This is a genomic window from Paenibacillus sp. FSL H8-0317, from assembly GCF_045040685.1.
GTDB lineage: Bacteria > Bacillota > Bacilli > Paenibacillales > Paenibacillaceae > Paenibacillus.
Window position 1 is genome coordinate 2765817 of sequence record NZ_CP150294.1, and the last position, 18444, is coordinate 2784260.

The 18444-nt window shown below is 45.4% G+C and carries 19 protein-coding genes; 17 read left to right on the forward strand and 2 right to left on the reverse strand.

Annotated features, from left to right (window positions below):
• The first annotated feature begins 25 nt into the window (after nt 1-25).
• The 8 genes from MHB43_RS13075 to MHB43_RS13110 all read left to right on the forward strand — a co-directional run bounded on the left by MHB43_RS13075 (nt 26) and on the right by MHB43_RS13110 (nt 7655).
• Nucleotides 26-907, forward strand: coding sequence for a carbohydrate ABC transporter permease (locus MHB43_RS13075; protein WP_036670532.1), 882 nt, complete (start codon nt 26-28; stop codon nt 905-907).
• Between the two features lie 16 nt (nt 908-923).
• Nucleotides 924-1820 (forward strand): carbohydrate ABC transporter permease, encoded by an 897-nt coding sequence (locus tag MHB43_RS13080; RefSeq protein WP_405132085.1) that lies wholly within the window; start codon nt 924-926, stop codon nt 1818-1820.
• A 189-nt stretch (nt 1821-2009) separates the two neighbouring features.
• Nucleotides 2010-2558: a glutathione peroxidase gene (locus MHB43_RS13085; RefSeq protein WP_076216217.1), complete on the forward strand. Its 549-nt coding sequence runs from the start codon at nt 2010-2012 to the stop codon at nt 2556-2558.
• 65 nt (nt 2559-2623) lie between these two features.
• On the forward strand, nt 2624-3487 hold the full coding sequence (locus MHB43_RS13090; protein WP_339184354.1) for an AraC family transcriptional regulator: 864 nt from the start codon (nt 2624-2626) through the stop codon (nt 3485-3487).
• Between the two features lie 136 nt (nt 3488-3623).
• Nucleotides 3624-3878, forward strand: coding sequence for a hypothetical protein (locus tag MHB43_RS13095; RefSeq protein WP_221825065.1), 255 nt, complete (start codon nt 3624-3626; stop codon nt 3876-3878).
• 146 nt (nt 3879-4024) lie between these two features.
• Nucleotides 4025-4624, forward strand: a complete 600-nt coding sequence (locus tag MHB43_RS13100; protein ID WP_405132086.1) for a nitroreductase family protein — start codon at nt 4025-4027, stop codon at nt 4622-4624.
• A gap of 94 nt (nt 4625-4718) precedes the next feature.
• Nucleotides 4719-6350 carry an S-layer homology domain-containing protein gene (locus MHB43_RS13105; RefSeq protein ID WP_405132087.1) on the forward strand — a complete coding sequence of 544 codons (1632 nt, stop codon included), beginning with the start codon at nt 4719-4721 and terminating at the stop codon, nt 6348-6350.
• 387 nt (nt 6351-6737) lie between these two features.
• Nucleotides 6738-7655: an NAD(P)/FAD-dependent oxidoreductase gene (locus MHB43_RS13110; RefSeq protein ID WP_221825063.1), complete on the forward strand. Its 918-nt coding sequence runs from the start codon at nt 6738-6740 to the stop codon at nt 7653-7655.
• A gap of 111 nt (nt 7656-7766) precedes the next feature.
• On the opposite strand, the gene MHB43_RS13115 is transcribed toward MHB43_RS13110, so the two are convergent.
• A complete protein-coding gene (locus MHB43_RS13115) occupies nt 7767-7982 on the reverse strand; it encodes a hypothetical protein (protein ID WP_221825060.1) in 216 nt (71 codons plus the stop codon).
• A 246-nt stretch (nt 7983-8228) separates the two neighbouring features.
• Here MHB43_RS13115 and MHB43_RS13120 point away from each other — a divergent pair, with 246 nt between their 5' ends.
• The 5 genes from MHB43_RS13120 (at nt 8229) to MHB43_RS13140 (ending at nt 11659) form a co-directional block, all read left to right on the forward strand.
• Nucleotides 8229-8582 (forward strand): DUF3243 domain-containing protein, encoded by a 354-nt coding sequence (locus tag MHB43_RS13120; RefSeq protein WP_036609024.1) that lies wholly within the window; start codon nt 8229-8231, stop codon nt 8580-8582.
• A gap of 546 nt (nt 8583-9128) precedes the next feature.
• On the forward strand, nt 9129-9695 hold the full coding sequence (locus tag MHB43_RS13125; protein WP_221825058.1) for a hypothetical protein: 567 nt from the start codon (nt 9129-9131) through the stop codon (nt 9693-9695).
• A 157-nt stretch (nt 9696-9852) separates the two neighbouring features.
• Nucleotides 9853-10710 (forward strand): heme o synthase, encoded by an 858-nt coding sequence (gene cyoE / locus MHB43_RS13130; RefSeq protein WP_339184361.1) that lies wholly within the window; start codon nt 9853-9855, stop codon nt 10708-10710.
• Between the two features lie 239 nt (nt 10711-10949).
• Nucleotides 10950-11432, forward strand: coding sequence for a tetratricopeptide repeat protein (locus MHB43_RS13135; RefSeq protein ID WP_339184364.1), 483 nt, complete (start codon nt 10950-10952; stop codon nt 11430-11432).
• 29 nt (nt 11433-11461) lie between these two features.
• Nucleotides 11462-11659 (forward strand): DUF3040 domain-containing protein, encoded by a 198-nt coding sequence (locus MHB43_RS13140; protein ID WP_237175835.1) that lies wholly within the window; start codon nt 11462-11464, stop codon nt 11657-11659.
• A 42-nt stretch (nt 11660-11701) separates the two neighbouring features.
• Here the strand turns inward: MHB43_RS13140 and MHB43_RS13145 are convergent, their stop codons facing one another.
• Complete coding sequence (locus MHB43_RS13145) at nt 11702-12577, reverse strand: LysR family transcriptional regulator (protein WP_339184367.1); 876 nt, start codon at nt 12575-12577, stop codon at nt 11702-11704.
• Nucleotides 12578-12742: 165 nt separating this feature from the next.
• Between MHB43_RS13145 and MHB43_RS13150 the strand changes: the two genes are divergently transcribed.
• The 4 genes from MHB43_RS13150 to MHB43_RS13165 all read left to right on the forward strand — a co-directional run bounded on the left by MHB43_RS13150 (nt 12743) and on the right by MHB43_RS13165 (nt 18380).
• Nucleotides 12743-13690 (forward strand): DMT family transporter, encoded by a 948-nt coding sequence (locus tag MHB43_RS13150; RefSeq protein WP_076216195.1) that lies wholly within the window; start codon nt 12743-12745, stop codon nt 13688-13690.
• 187 nt (nt 13691-13877) lie between these two features.
• Nucleotides 13878-14909, forward strand: coding sequence for a LacI family DNA-binding transcriptional regulator (locus tag MHB43_RS13155; RefSeq protein ID WP_405132088.1), 1032 nt, complete (start codon nt 13878-13880; stop codon nt 14907-14909).
• Between the two features lie 247 nt (nt 14910-15156).
• Complete coding sequence (locus tag MHB43_RS13160; RefSeq protein ID WP_221825042.1) at nt 15157-17706, forward strand: glycosyl hydrolase 2 galactose-binding domain-containing protein; 2550 nt, start codon at nt 15157-15159, stop codon at nt 17704-17706.
• Nucleotides 17707-17867: 161 nt separating this feature from the next.
• Nucleotides 17868-18380 (forward strand): hypothetical protein, encoded by a 513-nt coding sequence (locus tag MHB43_RS13165; protein ID WP_405132089.1) that lies wholly within the window; start codon nt 17868-17870, stop codon nt 18378-18380.
• The last annotated feature ends 64 nt before the right edge of the window (nt 18381-18444 follow it).

The following is an 18444-nucleotide window of genomic DNA, read 5'->3' on the forward strand; positions in this document are numbered from 1 at the left end:
CAGATGTTAAGGAGTGGGGGAGCATATGCATAAATCCTGGATGAAACGGCAGAGCAGACTCGGGTATCTGTTTATTGGGCCCAATATGATTGGTGTGCTGTTGTTTTTTATTATACCGGCTGTCTATTCGTTCTATCTCATGTTCACTGATTACAAATTCATGAGCCCGGAGACGAATTTCGTCGGGCTGGACAATATCCGCCGGATGTTGAATGATGATCTGTTTGGCGTGGCGCTGCGAAATACATTTGTATTTCTGTTAGCGGTTCCGGTATCGATGGGGTTGGCATTTATCGTAGCTGTGGCGCTGAACAAGTCGGTGTACTGGCAAAAAACGCTGCGTGCCCTCTATTTCATGCCCTATATCACCAGCGGTGTTGCCATCGCTTTTGTCTGGATGCTGCTGTTCCAGCCAACATCGGGGCCAATTAATGGTTTCTTGCGCGGAATCGGTATTACGAACCCTCCCGGCTGGTTATCAACAACCGAATGGTCCATGTATGCGATTGATATCATCTGGATCTGGTTCATGTTGGGTTACAACATGATTATTTATCTGGCCGCTTTGCAGGAAATTCCGGAGGAACTAGTTGAGGCTGCACGGATTGATGGAGCCCGTCCCTGGCAGACGATACGCCAAGTGATCTGGCCGCTTGTGAGTCCAACTACCTTTTTGCTGCTGATTACCGGGCTGATTATGACGATCAAAAACTTTGGTATCATTCAGGCGATTACCCAGGGTGGGCCGGGGAACAGCACAACCGTCCTGTCGCTGTTTATCTACCAGAATGCCTTCCGCTACTACGAGATGGGCTACGCTGCTGCCATTAGCTGGGCACTCTTTGCCATCATTATGATCTTCACTGTATTGCAGTGGCTTGGTCAGAAACGTTGGGTTCACTACTAGGAGAGGAGGGATCGTTATGGAGAAACAAATTGCCGCGAATGCAAAGCCCACAGCTCCACATTCACCTAAAGTTAAAGTCCGCATGGAGTCCTTGAGCCAGATTCGAAAAATCATACTGACACTTCTGATGTCCGGGTTTGCCCTGCTGATGATTATGCCGTTCATCTGGATGATCAGCACGTCGTTCAAATCTCCTGCGGACGTATTCACCTATCCCATCCAGTGGATACCCTCCAGCCTGAACTGGGAGCATCATATTAAGGTCTGGAGCGGAGTGGATACCTTTGCGACATATTATCTGAACTCGTTGAAAATATCGCTAATTAGCACGATCGGAGCTGTATTTCTCTCGGCTTTTGCAGCTTATGGCTTCGCACGGATTCAATTCAAAGGTCGGGAGACATTGTTCCTGATCTATCTCTCAATGATGATGGTGCCTCCGCAGGTACTCTTTGTACCGAAGTTCCTGATGTTTGAATGGGTTGGCATATATAATACGCATTGGGCATTAATCCTGCCTGGGATGTTCACAATCTTTGGGGTGTTTATGCTGCGGCAATTCTTCCTCTCGGTGCCTTCGGAAATCTCGGAAGCGGCGTTCATCGACGGTGCTGGACACTTGCGTATATTCTTCAGGCTGATTCTGCCCTTGGCAAAGCCAGCGTTGGCTACGCTGGCGATCATTGACTTCTCCTGGCACTGGAATGACTATGAAAATGCGCTTGTGTTCCTCATCGACAAAGACCTATACACCGTGCCGCTCGGACTGCAGAATTTTATTCTGGAGAATAATGTGGATTACAACGGCATGATGGCCGCTGCAACGGCAGGCATTATCCCGATGATCATCGTTTTCCTCGTGGGTCAGCATTATATCATTCAGGGCGTAGCCGGAAGTGCCGTGAAAGGCTGAATCTGCTGTCACTGTGATCCCATATAATAACCCTTTTGCTGAACGAAGAGATTTTCGTGGCAGAAGGGTTTTCTGTGGTGAGGGAGAGTAACTTATCTTGCGCGATACAATAGTTCAAACTTCGTATATAATTAACAATGACATATGATGCTGTATGACTACATAACTATCGCGAGGTGCACTAGACTTATGCCAACCATCTACGACTTTACCGTAACCAGAACCAGTGGAGAGCGTTTCCCGCTCTATCAATATGAAGGAAAACCTGTGCTCATCGTAAACACGGCAAGTAAATGTAAATATACGCACCAGTTTGATGACATGCAGAAGCTGTATGACCAGTACAAGGATCAAGGGCTTCAGATTATTGGTTTCCCGTGTAACCAGTTTGCAGAGCAAGAGCCTGGAAGCAGTTCGGAAGCGGAATCCTTTTGTCAGATTAACTATGGTGTGAAATTTCCGATGTTCTCCAAACTGGATGTGAATGGAGAAGCGGCGCACCCGCTCTACGACTTTTTGAAAAGATCAGGGCCTTTTGCCGGCTTTGATGAAACAGATATACAGGCCAAATTATTGAAATTAATGGTGGCTGAGAAGGCACCAGAATGGTTACACGGCGATGCAATCAAATGGAATTTCACGAAATTCCTGATTGATGCAGAGGGTCGTGTGGTCAGACGCTTCGAACCTATCGACTCCATCGACGAGATTCAAGAGAGTATTAAACAGCTTCTATAATTTCACTTTCATATATCCTACAGGGGCATGACACAAATCGTTTCCCTCTTCCGAACAGGAGGTGCATGAATGTGCCGAGCATGATGCAATTTAGTGCTTCACTGGAGTATAGTTACCGATCCACTAGCACGTTTAACCCAGGCAAGTCAGATGGATTCCATTCACATCCACATTATGAGATTTATTATTTTCATGATGGAGAATGTACTTACATCATAGGGGACCGGGTATATAACCTGGAGCCGGGTGATCTGGTGCTGATGCATGGCTTGACTCTTCATCGACCACATCCGAAACCAGGCAGTGCTTATGAGCGAAGCACACTGCATTTTGATCCGTCTGCAATCCGCAGCAGCCTGCATCCAGACCGTATGGCTGAGGTCTTGAGGCCATTTGAAGAACTCAGAAATTGCCGGGTCAATCTGAAGGGAGATAGCCGCTTTGAATTCGAAGCTCTATTGCATGATCTTCATCGTCTGTCTCAAAGTCAGAGCAATTTCAGGCAAGAGCGAATGAATGTCAGACTGTGTGATCTGTTGTATTTTGTAGCAGAGATCTGCCAGGGTGATGTCCAGGAACAACTTCCCTCATCGGAGAGAGAGCGGCATGTCCAACACATTATTCGTTATGTGGATACCCATTATATGAAGGACATTGGTCTGGATGATTTGGCACTGGAATTACATCTGTCCAAGCCATATCTGGCAGGCATGTTTAAGGAAATGACAGGTTTGACGATATTCAAATATCTGTATGACCGCCGTATCAATCAGGCGAAGCTTTTGTTTCAGTTTCAGCCTGAGATCACCGTGACAGAAGCAAGTCGATTGTCCGGTTTCAAACGCCTTTCGCATTTTAGTCGGATGTTCAAACAAAGTGTGGGATGTTCGCCTGATCTGTACCGTACCCAATTGCATCGCCAATCATAGAAGTCTTGTTTGAGCTGACCAGCTTGTCTGGTTGGCTTTTTTTGTTGATTTTCGTTTGAGGAATGCATACCACTGTGTTTAGAGGACACGCAGAACAGGTAAAGAAAGGTAATGAACCTAGAGGAGGCGAATATGAATGAAACAGCGCACACCGGATCAGAATAACAGCGATACCCATCAGGAGCAATCCCGTGACAATCCTGAACAATATAAGACAGAGCACGAAAGTCTGCTTGACAGATATGAAGAAGAACAGACTGTAGATCCAATTCCGATGGAAGATCTGAATATGGAGGCTCAGGAAGAGAAGAATAAAGACCAGACAAAAAGCAACTCGTCTACTGAAGAGAAATACCGGGCGGATTATCGTAAAAAGACGGGCGAAGGATAATTTCAATTGCTGTATTGGGCAAACTTGTTGAATTGTTTTCGGTGAATGTATATTTAGTGAAAATAAATTAGTTTGTTGACTAATGTATGTTACTATATTATAGTTACTGTGTTGGCAATTGAAAAAAAATTGGGAGGCGATTAAGAATGACAACTTTTTTTGATGCGTTGAAAAACAGAAGATCTTATTATGGGATCAGCAAGGAATCTACAATTTCGGATGCTAAAATCCAGGAAATCGTAGAAGAAGCGGTGAAATATACACCAACTTCCTTCAATTCACAAACATCCCGTGCCGTTGTATTGCTCGGTGAACAACATGATAAATTGTGGAATCACACAGAAGAAATTTTGCGTGAAGTGGTAGGCAATGAAGAAGCCTTCAAATCCACAGCAGAGAAAATGACTGGATTCCGCAGCGGATATGGTACGGTTCTCTTCTTCGAAGATAACAATGCGATCGCACAGCTTCAACAAAATTTTGCAGCTTATGCAGATAACTTCCCAATCTGGGCTAACCAATCCAACGGCATGTTGCAACTGGTAATCTGGACTGCTCTGGAACAAGAAGGTCTGGGTGCATCTTTGCAGCACTACAACCCGTTGATTGATGAGAAAGTGAAGCAAGAATGGAGCATTCCTGAGAACTGGAGATTGATCGCTCAGATGCCATTTGGTAAACCAACGGCAGCACCGGGTGAGAAAGAATTCCAACCCATTGAAGATCGCGTAAAAGTACACAAGTAAGCTTCGCATTTCCCAACATTTAACCACATACGGCCTCGCTTTAATTTGATACGATGATAGTTGATCGTAATCCAATGAAGCGAGGCTTTTTGATGTGAATAATAGATTAAAAGACATAACAAACCAACGGATATGGAAAATAGCTTTATGCGGGTTATTAACACTTGGATCGGTGGCTGGATACGGCTCTACCGTTCAGGCTGCAAGCGTGCAGCAACAGTTTCAGGATACGCACACCAGTTACGCTAAGGATGCCATTACACATCTGGTGGCCAAAGGTATTGCTGCCGGTACGTCAGAGACTACGTTTGAACCGAAGAAAGCCGTTACTCGTGCAGAGTTTGCGACGTTTGCGGTTAGATTGCTAGGTTTGAAGTCCGTAAAAAATAATATAAATCCCTATCAGGATATAAGCATGAATGCTTGGTATTACGGCAACGTTGCTGCCATGACGAATCTTTTTATTTTGGAGGGTAAGGGTCAGGGAACTTTCCAGCCTAATGCTTCCATTACGCGTGAAGAAGCGGCTGCCCTTCTTGTGCGGATGTTAAAACAACAGCCGGTAGAGACATCACTCTTATCTTCAACGTATTTTGACGCAGCGGATATCTCGGACTGGGCACGTCCTTATGTGCAGACAGTATATCAACTTGGACTAATGCGGGGAAGCGGAGGCGTGTTCCGACCACATGACCAGGTAACGCGGGAAGAAGCAGCCGTCATGCTTGATGCCATTTTACAAAAGAAAACATGGTCTGAGCAGTTACAACGTGGGGACGAACTTGGCGTTCAGCTGGGCTGGCAATATAACTCCACTACAGCTGAGTTCAAGAAGCAAGTGGAACAGTCTGAAGTGAATACGCTTGTCCCGCGCTGGTTTTTCCTGAACAGCAGTATGAAAGTAACTGATCACGCAGACCCAGCATTGATCTCCTGGGCATCCGCCACCGACAGGCAGCTATGGCCATTACTTGGGAATCGTTCCGATTCGGCACTTACGCATCAGATGTTATCCAGTTCGGCCAACCGAGCGGCAGTGATCTCACAGGTAGCCGCTTATGTCAAAACCTATAAACTGGACGGCATTAACGTGGACTTCGAGAATGTCGATCCTATGGATCGTGAAGGATTAACAGCATTTGTCACCTCGTTGACGGCAACGTTGCACGCACTGGGTGCAGTTGTGTCTGTGGATGTATCGCCAGACCTGGGTACTGATTGGACGGATGCATTTGATTATGCCAAGCTGGGCGCTGTATCGGATTATATGGTGCTGATGGGATATGAGGAACACTGGAATGGTGATCCAAAAGCAGGGTCTGTGGCCTCTCTTCCATGGGTGGAAAAAGCTTTGGACACCATGCTCTCCGAGGTGGTACGTGCCAAAACAATTTTGGCCCTTCCATTGTATACACGAGACTGGTCTTCCGTGAATCCAGCAACCAGTTCTTGGGACATTACACTGGCAGACCAGGGAATGCGTGCGCATGCTACGGGATCTGTAAGACGATGGGATGCAAGTCTGGTTCAATATATTATCGGGTACAACAGTAATGGTAAGCCAAGATATATATGGGCAGAGGATAGTCGTTCGTTATCAGCCAAAGTGTTAATGAGTGAGCAACGGCAAATTGCTGGACTGGCTTACTGGTATATGGGCGGCGAAACAGCGGATGTATGGAACGCCATCTCGAATGCATCGCGATTTGAATCTTATAACTTCTAAGTAATCATAAATCTTATAGGCCCAAACTCACCGTGATTCCTACGGATGGTTTGGGCCTGTTTATTTTGGTATAAGATAAGGAATAAGAGGAATCGTTTAAGCTTTGCTGAACGGTTTAATGTATAGAAGGACAAAATATATATATATTGAGCTAAACATTTACACAAAACGGAGAGGACAGAACGAATCTGAAGAAGCGAAGCGTGCGCCTAAAAGCTTTCTGAAAGAAAGCTGCATCGAAAGCATACGCTTATCCCCGGATTTACCCTTTGTAGAAGGTATTAAAAAAATCTGGGGATAACAGCGATCGGAAGGTTGTTCTGTCATCGGAGTGACCAGTGTAAATATTCTTTAGTTCAATGTATATAGTTCAGGAGGAGAAGGAGCATGCGAGAGGTTGATTGCATAATAGTAGGTGGAGGGCTCGCAGGGCTTCAGGCAGCCATTCAGCTTGGACGTTATTCAGCTCATCAGGTGTTGGTAATCGACGCGGGAGAAGGCAGATCGACGTTGTGCCGGACTTATCATAATATCCTCGGTTTCCCCGATGGGGTATCCGGTGAAGAGCTTAGAGAACGAGGCAGGATGCAGGCAGAGCGGACCGGTGTATCTTTTGAGAAAGATCGTATTGTTAAAGCAGGACGTCATGGAGAGAAGATCCAATTGTTCGGTACTTCAGGAACTGAATATAGGAGCAAAACCGTGTTATTGGCAACGGGGCTCACGGATAGAGTTCCGGACATTCCGGGACTAACCCCTACGCTGGGCCGAACCGTGTATGTCTGCCCTGATTGCGATGGTTATGAGATTCAGGATCAACGTACGGTACTGTTGGGATCTGGTGAAGCAGGTGCCAATATGGCAATGATTTTAATTCAGCGTACGAATGATCTGTTATATATTAATCATGAGCAGGCCCCCATATCTGCAGAGCTGCATCGCAGCATGAAAGAGGCGGGAGTGCGTTATCTGGAAGCGGCTGTCCAGGAAGTGCAACAGATTGAGGATGGTCATATCACCGGTGTTCTGACCGAAGATGGACAGATCTTTGAGTCGGAGCGTGGATTTATCGCATTTGGAGGCAATCGTGTACACTATGAACTGGCGGAGCAGCTTGGAGCTGTAATCGCAGATAACAAACATGTAGAAGCTGATCCACGCAGCTTGCAGGCAGCGACTAATGTATGGATTGCCGGGGATCTGGGCCTGCACGCAGAGCAAGCAACTGTTGCGATGGGTGAAGGTTCCATTGCCGCGATCTGGATTCATAAGGCGTTACAGCAAATGACAAAGGATTCACGTTGAAATGTACCTCTGGATAAGAGGCTGATTATTCAATTATTACCAAAAAGTCCTCCCAAGCCATGCGTATGGCAGGAGGATTTTTTGAGTTATCTTTTGCTAGGCAGAAAAGCATTACGCTTGTTTGTCTGATGAAGCCGTTGACTTGGAAGAAGAACTCTTGTCCTTCGAGTCATGTGAGAAATCTTTGCGAATGTTGTCCACGATATCACCAACCACGCCTTCGATCATATCGGTTGGTCCGGGATTATTTTTGTCTGGATGGATAACGGTATTTACTCCTGGTTCAAGTTCATCGTTTGTCTTCTCATGTTTTGTTTTATCACGCATGGGAAATTCCTCCTGGTTCGATATTGTATAAGGTGTTCATTAACATATCCAAACACCGTTACGTATATGTAAACGATTAACCGCTGTAGTACTTTTGAAACGTGTACTTGCTCATATATAGAAGATCTATACAGAATTGAACGTACTGATTAAACTTCTGCAATACGTTTATATTATAGATAACCAGTGAGTATTAAGTTTAAAGCACCAAACCAATAAACAACTATTATGCAGGAGGTTATTCAAATGAATGAAGAAAATCATGTAATCCATAAAGATGGCCAGGTTTCAACGGACAAGGTGGACAATGCAATCGAGAAGATTGCGCCGGAAGAAAGAGAACAGATTCTACAGAACTTTGATGCATTTAAAGAATATCTGGGTAAGCGAATTGCCATGGGAGAATCGATTGGACTAAGTGAGGAGCAGATGGCCAAAATTGCCGAGAAAGTAGCGGATTATCTGGCAGCTCGGGAGGAACCCCGGAATCGTGAAGAAAAACTGCTTCAGGAGCTGTGGAATGTCGGCAAGGAAGATGAACGTCACATGCTCGCTCATATGCTCGTTCGTTTGGCACAAAGCTCCACACCCAATCATTAAGATTAACATCTATGCGGGAACCTGTGACGTCTTATTCAAGGGTTTGAAAGTCCCGCAGCAAACTAAGGAATCTGAGACGCGCTATATTGGTATAAACGGCCGTTAATTTCGTGTTTCAGGGAATTTTGGCAAATAACGTGTCTCATGTTCCTTTCAAAATAAAAGGAGCGCCAGAAGAGCAAAAAAGACGTCCTCGGCTCCTTAGTTGTCTGGACCATTCGTCAGGACGAGGCAGCTTGGACTTCAAGATGTTTTGGACACAGACATCCTTCAACGTATCACTTGCCTGAGTTTAAAAGACACACCCTAGTAAAGAACCTCTGAATGGCGATGCCTTCATTGGTTCTTTGCTGTTTACGGAGACTATAGACAGAAGTAATGACGCGCATTGTAACTATTTTTAATCTGGCTGATACTTTTATAATCCCTGTTCTAAGTATGATAGGAAAAGAAAGAACGTTGGAATCGATAGTTCACATGAGCGTTTGAGAAGCAAGACTTCCGGTTAAGGAATAATAACGTTCATATTAAGGAGAGATGTTACCTATGAAGAACGCGACAAAACAATGGAAACTACGAATGATCGGTGCAGTTGTTGCTTTACTTGGTATGATTGTGCTGACTACATATTTACTTACCCCTGCGAATGCTCAAGGTAGTACGGATGCTCAACAACCTTCTGCGAAAGAAGCTCAAGTTGCAAACTCCGAGATGTTTACAGCCTATGTTGAAGGTATGCATATAGAAGACGGCAAATTGTTTATGACAGTGGACAAGATTGGCTGGTATCAGGGTGAAGAAGCCGATGCAATTTTTGCACAGCGTAATCCAGAAGCAGGTATAGACGGTGCTCCAGATGGTTACTATATTGTCAATGACAGCAAAGAGCAGGAACAAGTTGAGGTTAGTGCCAATGCTGAAGTGTTGATGCAGTTGTATGATCGGGATGGTACGATGCAGGGCGTAGACATTCAGTGGAACGAACCCGTGACATTATCCAAGTTCGAATCGTTGTATGAGAATACCCGTATTCTTGATCTGTCCGTATTCCCGTATCATCTGACGGTGCAGGATGGAAAAGTGACTAAAATTGTGCAACAATACATCCCATAAAATAAGATGAAATTCATCATTCAAGCATTCCTCCTGTTCATTGGAACGGTGAGGGATGCTTTTTGGTTATGACAAATTCATGAAAGCGATTGTAATTAATGGTAGGTACATGTATCATTATTGGAATGGCGTTTTTACATAGTTCAGGAGGAGCCTCATGCTTAAAGACATGATTGCATTAACTAAGCCCGGACTACTAAGGTTAAATGTGTTTGCGGTGGCGGTAGGATTCTGGGTAGCTTCAAAATGGGATATCAACTGGTTATCTCTGCTCATGGTCGTGATTGGATCAACTTTGGTTATTGCTTCAGCTTGTGTAATCAACAATTATTGGGATCGTGAATTGGACCAAAAGATGGAGCGCACCAAAAAAAGGATGGATTACATCAACCATCTGAAGCCAGGGTTTGTACTTGGCTATGGCATTATCCTGGGTGTTGTGGGACTAGCAGTACTGTATCTCCTGGTGAATCCGTTATCAGGCTGGATGGCACTGCTTGGGTGGTTCGCTTACATCGTGATTTACACGATGTGGTTGAAACGCAGTTCGACGTGGAGCACGTCGCTGGGTGGAATTGCGGGAGCGATGCCGCCTGTCATCGGTTATACGGCTGTAACCAATGAGATTGATGCAGGTGCCTGGTTGCTGTTTGCACTATTATTCTTGTGGCAGCCACCACACTTCTGGTCATTGGGTATTCGCCGGGTAGAGGAGTATCGCGCTGCGGGCTTCCCGTTGTTGCCAGTGGTTAAAGGGGTGAAACGCACAAAGTTTCAGATGATTCCTTATGTTTTTCTGCTGCTTCCTGCTGTATTTCTGTTGTATTATTACAACTACGTAGGTCTGGTATTTCTGATTGTATCTCTGGTCGGTGGACTGATCTGGTTCGTGCATACACTTAGCGGACTGAAGACACAGGATGATGAGAAGTGGGCAAAAGTAAACTTTCTGATCTCGGTTAATTATCTCATGCTCGTATTTATTGTCATGGTAGCAAATACGGTATGGTCTTAATCAGACGATGAACAGATCATTTTCAGAGAGATTTCACCGTTCTGTCATCGAAGTGTCCAGTGGAAATATGCTTTAGTCCATTTTTTATAACAAGCTGCATCGAATGAAAAAGCACACGATGGAATAGCGTTTGGACAACCTTAAGTTGTTACAACATATTCTCTGGGGTGCTTTTTTGGTATAATAAAACAATTGAATCATATATGTGGAAATTATATTGCAAGATGGGAAGTGACAGCATGAGTAATTTGGAACAGGCCGTACGATGGAGACAAGAAGGCAAGGTGCAGGAAGCGATTGAACTACTGCAAGAGATTACAGTCCAGGAACCCGAGAATGCCAATGTCTGGTATCAGCTCGCTTGGGCACATGATTCGCTTGGGTTAGAGCGGGAGGCTGTCCCGCATTATGAGAAGGCACTAAGTCTTGGACTTTCTGGCGAGGACAGAGCAGGTGCAATACTTGGACTAGGCAGTACATATCGAACGCTTGGACAGTATAAGCAGGCGAAGGTTTGGTTTGAAACGGGCATGAAAGAATTCCCGGCGTACCGGGAATTTGAAGTTTTCTATGCCATGGTGCTCTACAATCTGGGTGAACATGCAGAAGCGATGCAAAGACTGCTCGTGCAACTTGCGGACACATCAAGTGACAAGAGAATCAATGACTATAACAGAGCAATCCGTTACTACGCAGATCAGCTCGATCGGGTGTGGGAATAGATCGAATACACAGAAAAGGGGATGTATGAATGAACTCCAATCAAGAACTGAAACAGGTAAATGAAAGATTGGATCAGATTGAGCAAAAGCTGGATAACCTGGGAGGCAGCCAGCGGAACAAACGCTCACCTGGCGTGCGCTTCCTGATTGGTTTTGGCATCACGATTGCGATTATATCTGTACTGCTGCTGACTCTTGGTGTTATCCAATTTGTGAGTATCGGATAGGAGAAATCGATCTTAACTACAGAGCTAGTGAGTTCTCCAAATTTACATAGCAGGGCCAAGCCACTGTTGCACCTCTTCTATAAAACGTCGCGTAGCGGGCGATAGATTACCCAAAGATGGGCAGGCCATGCCAATCGTACGATAAGGATCTCCAGTGAGTGGCACGAGCGCGAGTGAATCAGTATGATTTTGAAGTACCATTTCCGGCAGCAAACTGATTCCGAGACCATTCCGGACCATCGCCATGATGGCTTGATCCTCTGCAACTTCATAGACGACATTAAGCTTGGCTGCATGCTGCCGGATCAGTCGTTCAATCTCGTTATCTCCGCCCCACTTGGGCAGAATAAAGGGTTGCTCCAGCAGAATATCAAACGAAACAGACTCCTCTGAGGCGAGAGGATGATCCAGAGGCAGGATACACATCATCCTGTCTTTTTGCAATGGGATCGTCTCAAAAGGTGATGAATCGCCGAGGGACAGAAATCCAAGATCGATAGCACCTCCAGCCAACCAGCCCTCAATCTCAGCATAATCACCTTCCCACAGCTTGATCTCAATTCCGGGATGACGCAGACGAAATTGTTTCAGGATGCCCGGCAACCACTGTGTGGACACACTGGCGAAAGTACCAATACGCACGGTACCAATCTCCGCGCCGCGAATGAGGGAGATTTCCTGATTCATGAGTTCCGTCCAGCGCAGAATTTCACGGGTGTATCCCAGAATACGTTCGCCTTCAGCGGTAACACGCACACCGGAGCGGCCGCGATGGAGCAGTGAAAAACCACATTCTGTCTCAAGACTTGCGATGGCATGGCTGACTGCGGATTGGGTGATATTCAGAGCTTCAGCTGCTTTGGTGAGACTGCCATACTCCACAACGGTATTCAAAATTTCGTATTTGATCAGTGACATGAATGGTTCCGTTCCTTCCCATTTTCGATACATGAGTTTATTTCATATAATCCATTATAAATATTCATTTTTATAATGCAAAGAGATCGTTTATACTTGCCAAGGCGAGTTACTTTGACGCACGATCACACAGATCAGAATACATAGAATGAAGGTTGAAGCAAGATGAATGGTGTACAGGTTAATCAAGGTCAGGCAACAAGAAGAGCGGACATACAGATGCTGCTCGCAACGGTCATATGGGGATCATCCTATCTGTTTATGAAATCGGGCCTGGAGTCCATGCAAGAATTGAATCTGGTCGCATTTCGTTTTGGAATTGCCTTTATTGCCGCAGGACTTCTTTTTCATCGGCGGTTGTTTAAGATGGATCGCAGAACACTTGTGGCAGGAGCGATTATGGGGACAGCTTTATTCGCTGCATTTGTATTCATCACCTATGGTGTGCAACGAACAACGACATCGCAGGCGGGATTCCTGATAAGTTTGGCCGTTATTTTTGTACCGATCCTAACGACCATCCAGCATCGTCGTATGCCAGACAAACGATTGACGCTCAGTATCCTGGTTGCAGTTACCGGGCTTGGCTTGTTGACGCTTCAACATGAGCTTAGTCTGCACACGGGAGATATTCTCTGCATACTAGCAGCACTTGTGTATGCCATCTATATCATGATTGCTGGCAAGTTCACACCGAAGCATGATCCATTAACATTAGGGACAGTTCAATTGGGTGTTGCGGCGGTGTGGGGAATTGCAGCTACATTTATGCTGGAGACGCCACGTATGCCCGATACGGCTGAATCCTGGGCAGCCATTCTCGGGTTAGGTGTTTTGTGTAGTGGCTTGGGGTATATTCTGCAGACACTCGCGCAGCGTCATGCCTCTCCTACAAGAACAAGTCTGATTTTTTCACTCGAACCACTATTTGCAGCAGCCTTTGCATTTACCTTTCAAGGAGAGTCGCTAACGTTGCAAGGGTATGCAGGAGCAGCTTTGATGTTGGTCGGTGTTCTGATCACAGAGATCAAACTTCCACAGCCTATCTTCTGGCGCAGAAAACGCCCGGTTTTACAGTCGGAACTCGGCGATCAGGGAGCACCAAGTGTATAATTGGAGACAAAGGGTCCTTTCGTCATCTTCTATGAAGGTGGGGAGAGGGCCTTTTTTGGTTATGTCGTACACCTTGTGAAACAGATAAACATCTACCTAACAAAAACAAAATAACATAACCTTGTTTTGTTGATTTTTATTTTTTATGCTACACTGAATGGAAAATTAGGAAAAACGGGTGAGTAGGATGGCCAAAAGAGTAACGATGCAGCAAATTGCGGATGCTGCGGGGGTGTCCAAATTCGCAGTCTCCCGTGCGCTGACGGGCAAGCCTGGTGTGAGTGAGCATACACGCGAGATGATTGTCAGAACAGCGGGGCAGCTCGGGTATTTCAGAACTGAGCCTAAGCGTTATCCGGGCGAGACACAGATATCAACGGAGATGAAGCCAGAAGCGGAGCGACAAGGCACGATATTGATTTTGTTTCCCAACATTCGTTCTCAGAATCGATCTTCCTTATACTGGGGTCCAGTGTTTGATGGCATTTCTGAGAGGCTGAATGAGAAGGGAATGGATATTCTAACGCTGACAGAACCCTCTTCAGATCGGATGTTCTCGGTCCTTAATCCCGACGCAATCAGCGGAGTCATTACCGTGGGCACCATCTCGACATCGGTATTGCTTGAGATTTACAGGCTGCGTATTCCGCTTGTCATGGTGGATCATGAAGACCCTGCCATATACGCTGACTCGGTTTTTACGGACAATATGAAGTGTATGAAAGAACTGGTTCTGATGCTCGTTGGAAAAGGGTATAGAAAGTTCCAGTTTGCCGGGAAACTGCCCGATGCGGCAAGTTTTAGAGAACGCTGGCTTGGATATCGTACGGTGCTGGAAGAGAAGCAGTTGGAGGGGGAACAGCAAGAAGGGTTTCTGGGACCAGAGTATGATGAGATCCGGAGATCCATTGCTGGAATGGAGCTGGAGGATATCCCTGAAGTATTCGTGTGTGCAAATGACCATACAGCTGTCATTGTCATTCAGGCACTCCAAAGTCGAGGCATTCAGGTGCCTGAACGCTGTGCCGTAACCGGATTTGACAATACGCAGACGGAAGAACCCATTCTTGCTTCGGTACATATTAACAAAGAGAATCTGGGAACGAGAGCAGTAGATCAGCTATTGTGGCGGATCAAACACCTGGATGAACCATATGAACGCAAGCTGATATATTCGGAATTAATTATTCGTAATGAATATAACGCCAGTATACAGTAATGGGATATGAACTTACGGGCTTATTTTAACAATGATCATATGGGTAAATGAAATCAGGTGAAAGACATGGAGAGGTTAGAGCTTCATGTCTTTTTGTTATGCAGAAACCATTTAACAAATTAAATTACAAAACAGATTGACTATAAGAAGTAAATCGTGTTAATTTTGTTTTGTAAGTTATTCGTTTTTATAATAACAAAACCTAACAAAATAATGTTTACCAACTCTAACAACAATGGAGGCTGTCATGAGCACAATACAATCACATGTTTTTCAGAATTGGACGTTCAAGGCTTGCGAAGATCAAGAGTGGATGCCGGCTCAGGTGCCCGGCTGTGTGCATACAGATTTGCTGAAGCTGGGCAAGATTCCAGATCCTTTTTATGGAACGAACGAGAAGGAAGTACAATGGATTGATAAGATAGATTGGGAATATCAGACGGAATTTGACGTTGCCGAAGGGTTGTTCTCGCAGGAACATCTGGAACTGGTGTTTGATGGTCTGGATACATATGCGGATGTGTATGTGAATGATGTGCATGTGTTATCAGCAGATAATATGTTCCGAGTATGGAAGGCGGATGTGAAGGCGGTATTGAAGGGAAACGGGAACATTCTCCGAATACGTTTTCGGTCTCCAATTCAGGAAGATCTGCCGAAGCTGGAGAAGCTCGGATATGCATTACCTGCATCCAATGATCAGTCCGATGTTGGCGGACTTGGCGACAAGAGAGTAAGTATTTTTGCACGTAAAGCCCCGTATCACTATGGTTGGGACTGGGGTCCGCGATTTGTAACCAGTGGGATCTGGCGTGAAGCACGTCTTGAAGGTTGGACACAGGTACGAATCAATGATGTATATATCCAGCAAAATGAAGTAAGCGCTACCTCAGCTTCATTAACTGCTGTTGTGGAAGTCGAGACATCACAAGCGGTAGATACGATTATTCGTATCGGCGCAGATGGACAGAGATGGGAAAGATCCGTATCGCTACAACCTGGAACTCAGACTGTGGAGATTCCAATCTCCATGGATGAACCGAAACTGTGGTGGAGCCGTGGGCTTGGTGATCCGCATATGTACACTTTCCTTACCGAAGTGCTTCAAGGTGAGCGAGCTGTGGCTGAATCTACAGTGAAGACTGGGCTTCGTTCCATTCGGCTGGTACGTGACAAAGATGAAGCGGGAGCATCCTTTTATTTTGAATTAAACGGGGTTGCGGTCTTTGCCAAAGGGGCCAATCACATTCCGAATGATAGCTTCATCACTGAAATTACTCATGAACGTTATCGTCATGAGATCGTATCCGCAGCCGAATCCAATATGAATATGTTGCGTGTGTGGGGTGGCGGAATCTATGAGCAGGATGTGTTCTACGAACTGTGTGATGAATACGGAATCCTGGTATGGCAAGACTTCATGTTTGCATGCAGCATGTATCCAGGAGATGAAGCGTTCCTGAACAGTGTGAGACATGAAGCCATTGATAATGTGAAACGTCTGCGCAATCATCCAAGTATTGCACTCTGGTGTGGGAACAACGAGATTGATTCGGCATGGGCTCACTATGTTGAGAATGGTGGCTGGGGTTGGAAAAAGGAATTTACTGCCGAGCAGCGTGAAAGCATCTGGGCCGATTACGAAGCCATCTTCCATGATCTGCTGCCAGAAGTGGTTGAAGCGTATGCTCCAGGTGTGGATTACTGGCCTTCTTCACCACTTGTATCCCTGACAGGGGATGAGACGCAGCATGCGCACCCGTCCACAGCCGAAGGGGATATCCACTACTGGGGTGTGTGGCACAATGTAGAACCATTCGAGAACTATAACGTGCATGTGGGTCGTTTCATGAGTGAATACGGATTCCAGTCTTTCCCGGAGTACAAGTCAGTACGCACTTACGCGGAAGAAGAGGATCTTGCTCTGGAATCGGAAGTCATGCTTGCACATCAGAAGAATGGCGCTGGTAATCGTCTGATCAAACAGTACATGGATATGTACATGCATGAATCGAAGGACTTCCCATCGTTCCTGTATATGAGCCAGGTGCTTCAGGCCGAAGCGATGAAGACAGCGATCGAGGCACACCGTCGCCGCAAACCATTCTGCATGGGCACACTTTACTGGCAAATGAATGATTGCTGGCCGGTGGCTTCATGGGCAGGTATGGACTACCTTGGTCGCTGGAAAGCATTGCAATATTATGCGAAACGCAGCTTCAGCGATGTGTTGGTATCGGTAGATGGAACAAAAGAAGATACAACAGATATATATATCATTTCGGATCAATTACAACCTGTAATAGGGCAGTTACAGATTCGTTTGCTCGGGTTCGATGGAACGGTGCATCGTAATGAAACACATGACGTGACCTTGGCATCTAATACAGGAGATCAAGTGCTGTCATTACGTAACGCGGAGTGGCTTGAAGGTCATGATACAGCTAACACGCTGCTGCGCCTGGATCTGAAACAGGAAGGTGCGGCGAATATTGTACAGGAACACTATTTTGTACCGTCCAAAGACCTTGCTCTGCAGCCTGCAAACATCAATGTAAGCGGGGGAGCGGATGAGAACGGCGTTCATCTGGTACTGGAAAGTGATGTGCTTGCTAAACAGGTATGGCTATCTTCGGATGTGGAGGGTGTCTTCTCAGATAACTTCTTCGACTTGATTCCTGGCATTCCGGTGAAGGTGCACTTTACGTCCAGAGAGGGAATGCAGTCTAATGATGTGATATCAAATCCGGGACCGATCGAGGTTCGATCCATGATTGATTTTATTCGTTTGACCTAGAAGACACGGTTGGAGTCTCTCGTAAGAGAGATTTCAACCGTTTTTTTATCCTGACCCCATTTATATATCGTAATGGTTTCGTAATACTTCGCTTAGAGAATCGTAAGCTGTCTTGCTTATTGTAATCCATGTAAGAAATAAACGAATGGAGAGTGATAAGAATGATGAAAACAAATAAGAGCAAAAAAGTGATGGTAGCAGCGGTATTGATGATGTCTATGGCCTTTTCTGGATTGGCAAGTGCTGCAGATATGAAAACGATTAAAAAGGATGGCATGGAGCTTGTTCAATTGAGACAGGCGGCGAAAATGTATGATTACAGCATTATGTGGGACAGCAAGGATAGATCTGTAACTTTGATGTATATGGGCCAAATGGATGACATGAAGATGAAAGACGACAACATGATGGAAGATGACATGAAGATGAAAGACGACAAGATGATGAAAGACGACATGATGATGAAAGATGACAACATGATGAAAGATGACATGATGGAAGAAACGATGATGCCTGCGGGGAAAACGATTAAATTGTGGATTGGATCGAAAAAAATCATGGTAGACGGTATGCAAGTTAACTTGAAATCGATGCCTGTCATCCATGAAGGGAATTCGTATGCGGCTGAGTCTGTAATTAAACAATACATGATGCCAGCCATGGGAATGAAGTAATTTAAGGGCTAAGCATCGCCATCACCATATGATATGATTGGCTCAAATGTATTTTCTGGAATAT